Genomic DNA, 2,467 nt, shown 5'->3' with positions numbered 1-2,467 from the left:
CAAAGCCCTGTGGGAGCGAGCTTGCTCGCGATTGGATCTATCAGCCGCGATGGCTTTGCTGGTACTCCGACAACGCCGGCAGCAATTGTTTGTCGATGGCCTGGCGCACCGCCGGCAGGATCGTCGCGCTGCTGGTGTACATCTCCTTGACCATCTTGCGAAGCTCATACGCTCGCGCATCGTCCAAGCCCCTTACCACGCACTCGCAAGCCTGCTCGGCGGTGGCGCCACTGGGCACGTTGAACCCCAACGACTTGAGCTGGCCCAACAGGTCTTCCTGGTCTATCAAATCGGCGTGCATCATGACGCAATCCTTCTTCAGGGAACGGTGTCGTGGTTCGATTCTGGTGGTGGTGCCGGGTGTCGGCAAGGGCGAATTGTCGCAATGGCTCAATTGGTTATGAACATGTCGTTTTCGGCTAACCTGGCTCGCGGGGTAGTGGGCACACTGGACTCAGCTCGCTTCACGAAGGTTTGGTCACCCTCGCACGGCAGCTCCTCAACAGTACCCTCTGCCTCGATCCTGTCACGGCTTGATCGGGGTTTTTTTTGTCTGTGAATCAGGGAAATATGAGGTGTCTGTCCGGACGCCATCGCGGGCAAGCCACGCTCCCACAGGATCGGGGTTGCCACAGGTTTGGCGAACAACGCCAAACCTGTGGGAGCGGGCTTGCTCCGGGCGGCGTTCCGACGATGAACGATGACGCGGTTTAACGTTGTAGCACTAGGATGCGCGACAACAACTCATCCCGGTCCACATAGCAACCCTGGAAATGCCGCGCCCCGGTGGCGGGGTCGAAGGCGTTGCGGGCATGCAGGGTGCGGCGGTTGTCGAAGCACCACAACTCCCCGGGATTGAGCCGCTGCATCAACCTGAACCGAGGCTCGCGGGTCATCGCGATAAAGCGCCGGTAGGCGCGATAGAGCCTGGGCATCTGTTCCACCGACGCATCGAACGGTCCGCGCAGAAAGTTCGCCATGCGGATTTCCGACACCTGCCCCAACGCATCCAGGGCAATGATCGGCGCGAGGCAGCGGTAGTCGCTGTGACGGTCCTTGTTGCGAAACTCCACGGGGATTTCGCAGAGGTTTTTGAAGGATTCGGGGTCTTCCCGGCGCAAGGCGTCGGCGATGGCAAAACCATCGACAAAAATGCTCTCGCCACCCTCGGCGTCATTGACCAGGCAATGCAGGAACTGCAGCCCCGGTTGCAACTCACGGGTTGGCAAATCGCTGTGCAGCGGCAGGTTGAAGGCGGTGTAGGCGTTGCTGTCGGCGTCGGCCTTGGATTGCACGTTGAACAGCACGCCGAAATTGCTCTCGCGGATGAAGGAAATCCGTTGGGCGATCAGTTTCAGGGAGCCGGGTTCGGTGGGTACACCACGGACCTGGGTCAATCCGAAATCCCGAACCGCCAACAACCATTGTAACAAGGCGTCGGTGTCGTTCATCAGCGCTTGATACTCGAACACCGGCAACTGCAAATCGCTGTGCCAGAGCCTGGCTTTCGGCTTGCGTGCCTGGCGTTCGGCGCGGGACTCGTCGTCATAGGCGTGGGCGCGCAGCCAGCCGGGGTCGAAGCGGCTGCTGTGGCCGTCCTGCCAGTCAACCGACAGGCAACCTTCGGTGTCGATGTGCACTTGTTCAAGTGTCAGATCTTCAGCCACATCGACGATTTCCAGCACTTGCTCGCGGGTCACGGTGTAGACGCACTGCGGGCACGGGCAGTTATCCCGTAGCCATTGATGGTGGAAAGGGCTGACGCGATCGTCGGCCCAATTCACCAGAACACGGTCCGCCAGGGTCTGCACGCCAGTCAGCGCGCTGATCAACGGATAGGTACGAAAGTCGGCAAATGCTGCGGCGGTGTTCATGGCGATCTCCTTGTTATTTTTTTGGGGGTAATGCGATCACTCGGCCAATGTACTCGGGCGTTGGCAGGTCCGCCTGTTCGGCGACAATGGCTTGCAGTCGGCCCAAGGACAGTTCGCTGAACGGTGCCGAGCGCGGCCCGGCGAGATCCACGTGCAGCAGCATCTGTTCGTTGCCGGCGAGTTCCTGGGCATCACCGACCAGATGCAGGCTGTGATAGAGGTGCACGCGCTTGCTGTCGTGGGCAATGATTTGAGTGTGCACTTCGACTTGGGCGTCGAGCTTCACTTCGTGCAGGTAGTTGAGGTGCAGTTCGAGGGTGAACAGCGAGTTGCCGCTGGCTTCGCGGCTGTTGCTGTCCAGGCCCAGGCGATCCATCAGCGCGTCGGTGGCGTAGCTGAAAATCAGCAGGTAGAAGGCGTCGCGCAGGTGGCCGTTGTAGTCGACCCAGTCTGGGATGATGGTGGTTTGGTAGGTGGTGAGGGTGGGCATGGTTTCTGATCCAATTTGTGTGGTGACTGGACTGCCGCTATCGCGAGCAAGCTCGCTCCCACAGTGATTTGCAGTGTGAATACGTGATTTGCAGTGTGAATAC

The 2,467-nt window shown here is 59.7% G+C and carries 3 protein-coding genes; all 3 read right to left on the bottom strand.

The genetic code is table 11. From position 1 onward, the window contains the following. Window positions 1-40: 40 nt before the first annotated feature. Window positions 41-304, bottom strand: a complete 264-nt coding sequence (locus ACXRVY_RS24190; protein ID WP_223456790.1) for a hypothetical protein — start codon at window positions 302-304, stop codon at window positions 41-43. A 406-nt stretch (window positions 305-710) separates the two neighbouring features. After that, a complete protein-coding gene (locus ACXRVY_RS24185) occupies window positions 711-1,874 on the bottom strand; it encodes a gamma-butyrobetaine dioxygenase (RefSeq protein WP_223456792.1) in 1,164 nt (387 codons plus the stop codon). A gap of 13 nt (window positions 1,875-1,887) precedes the next feature. Then, window positions 1,888-2,364 (bottom strand): thioesterase family protein, encoded by a 477-nt coding sequence (locus ACXRVY_RS24180; RefSeq protein ID WP_223456795.1) that lies wholly within the window; start codon window positions 2,362-2,364, stop codon window positions 1,888-1,890. Window positions 2,365-2,467: the final 103 nt, after the last annotated feature.

The sequence above is a fragment of the Pseudomonas sp. P5_A2_2 genome, from assembly GCF_054177685.1.
Note: the sequence above shows the minus strand (reverse complement) of the source record. Positions and strands in the feature narration are given on the sequence as shown.

Coding starts and splice junctions, on each gene's coding strand:
- ACXRVY_RS24190 (WP_223456790.1), bottom strand. CDS start 304: ATGATGCACGCCGATTTGATAGACCAGGAAGACCTGTTGGGCCAGCTC.
- ACXRVY_RS24185 (WP_223456792.1), bottom strand. CDS start 1,874: ATGAACACCGCCGCAGCATTTGCCGACTTTCGTACCTATCCGTTGATC.
- ACXRVY_RS24180 (WP_223456795.1), bottom strand. CDS start 2,364: ATGCCCACCCTCACCACCTACCAAACCACCATCATCCCAGACTGGGTC.